General features: G+C 40.2%; 7 protein-coding genes. 3 read left to right on the forward strand and 4 right to left on the reverse strand.

What is annotated here, in order from left to right; translation table 11 throughout:
- Positions 1-143: 143 nt before the first annotated feature.
- Positions 144-1325, forward strand: a complete 1182-nt coding sequence (locus tag RBATCC27255_RS07810) for an LCP family protein (RefSeq protein WP_101029469.1) — start codon at positions 144-146, stop codon at positions 1323-1325.
- Positions 1326-1721: 396 nt separating this feature from the next.
- Here the strand turns inward: RBATCC27255_RS07810 and RBATCC27255_RS07815 are convergent, their stop codons facing one another.
- From RBATCC27255_RS07815 to RBATCC27255_RS07825, 3 genes are all read right to left on the reverse strand, one after another.
- Entirely contained in the window at positions 1722-3047 is a 1326-nt protein-coding gene (locus tag RBATCC27255_RS07815) for an LCP family protein (protein ID WP_101029470.1), read from the reverse strand.
- Entirely contained in the window at positions 3031-3840 is an 810-nt protein-coding gene (gene srtB, locus RBATCC27255_RS07820) for a class B sortase (protein ID WP_169923299.1), read from the reverse strand. Before srtB ends, RBATCC27255_RS07815 begins: the two co-directional genes overlap by 17 nt.
- Positions 3841-4042: 202 nt before the next feature.
- A complete protein-coding gene (locus RBATCC27255_RS07825; protein ID WP_101029472.1) occupies positions 4043-4543 on the reverse strand; it encodes a hypothetical protein in 501 nt (166 codons plus the stop codon).
- 261 nt (positions 4544-4804) lie between these two features.
- On the opposite strand from RBATCC27255_RS07825, the gene nadA reads away from it, so the two are divergent.
- Positions 4805-5719 carry a quinolinate synthase NadA gene (gene nadA / locus RBATCC27255_RS07830; protein WP_101029473.1) on the forward strand — a complete coding sequence of 305 codons (915 nt, stop codon included), beginning with the start codon at positions 4805-4807 and terminating at the stop codon, positions 5717-5719.
- 39 nt (positions 5720-5758) lie between these two features.
- A complete protein-coding gene (gene mnmA, locus RBATCC27255_RS07835) occupies positions 5759-6832 on the forward strand; it encodes a tRNA 2-thiouridine(34) synthase MnmA (protein ID WP_101029474.1) in 1074 nt (357 codons plus the stop codon).
- Between the two features lie 86 nt (positions 6833-6918).
- On the opposite strand, the gene RBATCC27255_RS07840 is transcribed toward mnmA, so the two are convergent.
- Positions 6919-7203, reverse strand: a 285-nt coding sequence (locus RBATCC27255_RS07840) for a hypothetical protein (protein WP_206602219.1), incomplete at its 5' end; no start/stop codon positions are given.

Consider the following 7203-nt stretch of genomic DNA (forward strand, 5'->3'; position numbering starts at 1 on the left):
TTAGCGTTATTCCGACAGAAATTTCACTAAAACTTCACTAAAAGACAGATTTTAATTCTAATTTAGCATTAAAAGAAATTCTCATATGGTATAATAAGCTATACTTATGTATTGTGTGCTTTTTACCCGATTGGAGGAGTAATATGCCAAATTACGAAAAAAGCAGTCAGAAAAGCAATTTTGTTGACATAAGCTCAAACAAGCAAATCAAAAAATTATATAATAAAAAAGGCAGACTCAAAAGGATTCTTTGCCTTGTGTTTTCAATGATTTTTCTGATTTGCGGCGGCGGAATGCTTTACTACTATTCGTTCCTTGACACTCTCAACTTCAAGGAACTTGATGATACAAGCAACAACACAGCAGCAACCAACTCATCGGTTGCCCCGCTTGAGAGTGATGCAACAAACCTTTCACTTTCAGAGGGAGAGCTTCTGCAGAACTCCAAGGAGCTTAATGTTATGCTCTTCGGTGAGGACAACTCAAAAGGTGACAAACACGGCAGAAGTGATACAATGATTATGATGACCATTGATAACAATCACAAAAAGCTTAAACTGACATCATTCCAGCGCGACACATATGTTTATATCCCCGGTTACGGATATGACAAGCTCAACGCATCTTATAACTACGGCGGAGCAAAGCTCTCAATTCAGACAATTGAGGCAAACTTCGGCATTAAGGTTGACCGTTATGCGGTTGTTGACTTTGACAGCTTTAAGAAGATTATCGACACCCTCGGCGGTGTTGATATGGAAGTTACTCAGGACGAAATTGACTACATCAACTATCAGATGTACAAAAACAACCAGTCTGAAACAAGAACAACTATCACAGACGCACCGGGTACTGTTCATCTCAACGGTCAGGAGGCTCTTTGGTATGCTCGAAACAGAGGTCTTACAAAGGGCGAAGACGGCAACGAAATCGGTCTTGACGGTGACGACTGGGACAGAACCTCAAGACAGAGAAAGCTTCTTGAAACTTTGTTTACAAGTATGAAAAGTGCAGACCTCGGTCAGATTGTTTCAATTGTAAGCTCTGTCGGTCCTCTTGTAACAACAAACCTCAAGAAGGATGAAATCACAGCGCTTGTTTCTCACGCTCTCACATATCTTTCCTATGATGTAGAGCAGTATTATGTTCCTGAAGAAGGTCTTTGGTACTACGATGATCATACCGAAACATGGAACGGTGTAATCACATCAACAATCAAAATTTCAGACCTTGAAGAACAGAGAAAGAAGTTTGCAAGCTTCGTTTTTGAAGAATTGTTCACAGGCGGCACTTCTTCAAAAGAAACAACTTCCGCATCAAATTAAATATGAAACAAAATGCAGACAGCCAATAATCGGCTGTCTGTTTTTTACGGCGAGCCGCCGGCAGCGTGTCGCTGCGCCCTGTTCGTGAAGACAGGTTAATTAAATGAAAAATTGAAAATGGAAAATGGAAAATTGTGGTCGCGAAGACAGTTTGTTTAAATACAAAACATATTATACCCGAGCGTAGCATTTGCAGTTTTTTCTACAAACCGAGCCGTAAGGGCGGATATTATCCGCCTGCTCTAATGAATTTTTTTGTTCAATAAATATGTTTTGATATGATGAAAATTCCACTTATGATGAAAATTCCGCTGCAATATAACAACCGCATTGCACATAAAACAAAAATGCATCAGAACCTTACTTGGAATCTGATGCATTTTATTTGTTTGATTATTATTCTATTTTGGTATAATAAATACTCAAAAACATCTGATAAAATTCTGCCTCGCTGACATTAAATTCTGCGTACTTTGACCCCATTTTAACCTGACCGGGAACAGACAGCATATCAATTCCGTTCACACCGCCAAGCACAGCCTGCTGAGCAAGATATGTTACCTTTGACGGATTAAGATTTGTACACGAATACGGAGCGGACGCGTTGAACAAATCAAGCGGTGTGGTCAAATCCTTCTTTGTCTGCTGAAGAACCGTATTAATAAAAGACTGAATATAAACCTTCTGCCTCTGCATACGCATATTGTTTGAATCAACCTTGCTTGTGTCACGGGTTCTGACAAAGCTTTCAGCCTGCTGTCCGACAAGGTGATAGCTTTGACCCTCAACAAAATCGCCGATAGTTTCGGGGGATACAACATCAACCCCGCCTATGCTGTCATTAAGCGCCGCTATACCGTCAAGGTCAAGCGAGAAGTATGTATTGACAGGAATGTTATAGAAAAGTCTCTGAACCGAATTTACCGTATTTTCACAGCTTGATTCCTTACCGTCACCGTATGCATATGAAAGACAAATCTGCTGTTTTTCCGTTCCTGCATACGCACCGCCTGCGGAATACATTGTGACATCAACCATCGCATCTCTGGAGATGTTAAAAAGGGTGATTTTACCGTTTGAGGTATCAATTGATACAAGCATAAGTACATCGGCTTGACCGCCGCTTGCTTTAACCTTGCTGTTGTTGTCCTCGTCAAGGTTACGCTTATCTATGCCCATACAAAGAACATTTGTCACCTTATCGTTAAACTTGTAGGTTTCGCCGTTGTATACGACATACTTACCGTTCTCCTCGGTTTCAATGCCCTGTGGGGCGGTAACATGAATATCCGTATTAAACAGCTCGTTTCCGCCCTGATAAATCAAATACGCAACCGTGCCTACGGCAAGTATAACTAATCCAAGTAATGTACAGCCGATTGACAAAAGCACCTTTTTCCAGGTTTTCATCTTTTGATGCTTTGAATGGTGATGATGCGACTTTGATCTATGCTTTTTATAGTGATTTGTGGTGTTACTCTTCACGACAATGCTGTCGGAATCAACTCCGTACACATCTGTATATACTTTTTTCTTTTTCTTTATTAACTTGCTGTCCTTGAAAATATAACCTTCTATATCCAAACTTGAAGGATTGCTTACATGCTCCTTACTGTTCTTTCCTCTTTTCGATTCAAGAATTTCCGGTGTATTCGGATCAAGCTTTGCGCCGTTAATATTTTCAGTTACAGTTTCGGTTGAACTTTCATTTTGTTGGCTCATCTTTTTTAAGCACTCCCTGCACAAGATACCTTCCGTCGCCGCTGTTCAAACATGTGCTTAATACAAGAATTTTATCATCGGTAGTAAGCTCCATATTTCTTTTGTTTACAGAAACAGAATGCGGATTTTCTATCATATTAAGATAATCCGAAAAAACTTTATCGTCTGAAAAATCAAATGAATTCATAATGTGGCGGTCATCATATTCAAATGCAGACACAATCTCATAGGTTAGTTTTCTGTCGGGTGTATAGACATAAATATACTTGTTCTTATTAAAAAAGTCAGTATCATAAAAGCGGTGAAGCGTTGCAAACATCGAGCCGTTCGCCATATTGTGTCCGTACAAAACCGTTACCCTGTCGGAATAATCACGCTTATTGCATATCTGCGAATAAATACTGCCCGAAAAACTGTAGTTCTTGTAAATATCATGGTCAAGGTACAGGTTATCGTCAAGATGGCTTTGCAAAACAGGATAATTGATATTTGTGTTGGGAATATAGACCCAAGAATAAATATCGCTGTTCTGCTGTTGAAGCGACTTGAAATCAATCGGATTTTCGACCTTTTTCACATTGATTGACGGTGAAGTCACTTCTGTTGCAGATTCTGTCGCAGAGGTTGTACCGTTTTCAATGCCTGACGCATATGAACCGGCAACATTTTCAAGACTTTTTCGCTCATTGCTTTCATTGAGATTTTTTATGACTATATAAGCCAGCGTGCCGATGATAACAGCGACAAGCAATATAATCAAAGCTATAAGAAATTTGTTCCTTTTTCTGCTCATATTAAAAACTCCTAATCGGTAATATTTTATCATTATAATGCTAAAAAGTCAATCAATCATCACTGTTTCGTATAATTTTATTACTATTTTAAACATATATTATCGCTGCGGAACAAGCAATCGACTGTTTACGCTCGGCTGTTTAATTAAAAAAAAGAGGCTTCCTTTTGAGAAGCCTCTTGATTTTTTAATACAATTGGAATTACTTGCTCTTTACAAGCTTGAATACAGCTGCACTGCAAGCCGCAAGTGAAAGAACAAGAACAACATACGGAACAACATCGCTTGCGCCTGTCTTTGGTGAAGTTGTTGAATCATCTTTCTTTGCCGTAGCTGTAGCAACAGGACCTGTTGTGCCGCCGCTGCTTGCCTTACGGTAATAAGGAGTACAAACAAGGTCACCTGAAATAATAATATTCATATTAGCATCTGTATACTTGCTATCGGTTCTGAAAGGACCGCCCGAAATTTCCCAGTGGTCAAAAGTATAGCCGTCATATGGAAGCGGCTCAATAAATACATGCTGTTCGCCCTTTTCATCAATACCTGTTGTGAACTTATAACTACCGTCACCGCCCTCTGTCGGAATAATCTCTACCTTGTATTTAAATGTACTCGGCTGAGGACTTACTGCAGCAAATGCGGGAACTGCCGACAATAACATTACCATGACTGCAAACATAACAGCAATTATCTTTTTCATTACTAATTCCTCCTAATTCAACCCATTCTAACTTTGGGATATGATACTATTCAAAATTTATACTTAATTATAGCACATATTCATTTATGTGTAAAGTCTAAAAGAACAAAAATATTTTTTAAATACAACCAAAAATATGGGCTGTTTCTTGTTAAAAACGCAAAAAATACAGCTTTTTTACACCGAAAGCTATTGCATATAAACTGCTGAAAATGTATAATAAAGGGGAGTAATTTTAATTACCTTGAAAGGAAAGCTATTATGAATATTTCATCAATACAGGAACAGATTCTCAAGCTGAAAAATGAAAAGGATGTCTGTATTCTTGCCCACAGCTATCAGGCACATGAGATTATTGAAATTGCGGATTACACAGGCGACAGCTACAAGCTGAGTGTTGATGCAAGCAAAGCCGAAAACAAGAACATTCTTATGTGCGGTGTAAGATTTATGGCTGAAACCTGCAAAATTCTTTCACCTGAAAAAACTGTTTACCTTGCACAGCCTGTTGCCGGCTGCAGTATGGCAGATCAGATGGACAAACAGCTTATTTCTCAGGTTAAGAAAATGTACCCCGATTACACAGTTGTTGCATACATCAACACTACGGCAGAACTCAAAACTATTTGTGATGTATGCGTAACAAGCTCATCAGCTGTTAAAATAGTAAACAATCTTGACAATAAGAACATTCTCTTTATCCCCGACTGCAACCTCGGCGACTATGTTGCAAAGCAGTGCCCCGACAAGAACATCAAGCTTCTCAACGGTGGTTGTCCGATTCATGCCTGCGTAAATGTTGATGATGTTAAGAAGGCTAAGGAGCTTCATCCGAACGCACTCGTTCTTGTTCATCCCGAATGCACTCCCGAAGTTGTTGCAATGGCTGATTATGTCGGCTCAACATCGGGCATAATGAATTATGCAAAGGAATCCGACGCAAAGGAATTTATTATCGGTACAGAAATCAGCATTGCCGAACATTTGCAGTATGAATGTCCGGACAAGAATTTCTACGGTCTTACATTAAAGCTCATCTGCCCGAATATGAAATCAACAACACTTGTTGATGTTTACAACTGCCTTAACGGCAACGGCGGAGAGGAAATCAAGCTTGATGATCAGACTATCACAGACGCAAGAAAGTGCATTGACGAAATGATCAGACTCGGCTGATAAATTACTTATGAACGCAAATCTGTTCGGGAGGAATAAATGACTAACAAAGCATTGATTGCAATGAGCGGAGGAGTTGACAGCTCGGTTGCCGCATTTCTTACCAAGGATATGGGATATGACGCAACGGGCATTACCCTCAAGCTCTTTGATAACGAAGATATCGGTGAAAAGCGAGAAAAAACCTGTTGTTCTCTTGATGACATTGATGATGCAAGGAGAGTTTGCCTCAAACTCGGCATTCCCTACTATGTCTATAACTTCAAGGACAGCTTTAAGGAAAATGTAATCAACCGCTTTATCAGAGCCTATGAAAACGGTACAACACCGAATCCCTGCATTGACTGCAACCGCTTTATCAAATTTGAAAAGCTCATTCGCCGTGCAGAAGAGCTTGACTTTGACTGCGTTGTCACGGGGCATTACTCGACAATTGAGTATGACAAGGGTGCAGACCGCTATTTGCTGAAAAAATCGGTTGACAGCACAAAAGACCAAAGCTATGTGCTGTACTGTCTTACACAAAGACAGCTTGCAAAAACACTTCTTCCTCTTGGCACATATACAAAGGAAAAGGTGCGTGAAATTGCAAATGAGCTTGGTTTGATAAACGCACGAAAACACGACAGTCAGGACATTTGCTTTGTTCCAGACGGGGACTATGCAAAATTCATTGAGCAGTACACGGGCAGAACTTATCCTAACGGTAATTTTGTTGATACCAAAGGTCATATTCTCGGTGAACACAAGGGAATTATCCGTTACACCGTAGGTCAGCGAAAAGGTCTTGGACTTGCACTCCCCCACCCTATGTATGTTAAGGAAAAGAATCTTGACACCAACGAGGTTATTCTCTGCGATAACAACGAGCTTTTCTCAAAGGAGCTTTATACAACGGACATAAACCTCATCACCTGTGACAAAATCGACAAGCCGATTAAAGTCAAGGCGAGAGTTCGTTACAGCCAGCCCGAAAAGGACGCAATCGTTGAACAGATTGACGATAACACCCTGCACATTGTCTTTGACGAACCGCAAAGAGCAATCTCAAAAGGTCAGGCAGCAGTCCTCTATGACGGTGAATATGTAGTTGGCGGCGGAACGATTTTGTAAAAATTTATAAATATTCTCAATAAATATCAGTCGCAAGGCCGCCAATCGAGTCGATTGTAAAATCGGTTTGACCTTATACAAATTATTTATTCGTTGTTAGGCTGTTTTCTTGCAGCCTCTTTCTTTACGGTCGGCTTCAAATCCCTTCGGATTCTTGGCAAACCAAAACTAAAAGCACCCATGAAGGGTGTCATACTTTCTTTTGGCACAGCTTCTGCCCGAAGTACTTTGTACAGACCTAAACCTCTCACCTCGCCTGTTGCGTCCTGTGCATAACTATGCCTCCATAAACGCTCCTCCCTAAAAATGCCCCACAGGGGCATTTTCTTTACGGTCGGCTTCAAATCCCTTCGGATTCTTGGCAAACCAAA

The sequence above is a fragment of the Ruminococcus bromii genome (genome assembly GCF_002834225.1).
GTDB classification, from domain to species: Bacteria; Bacillota; Clostridia; order Oscillospirales; family Acutalibacteraceae; genus Ruminococcoides; species Ruminococcoides bromii.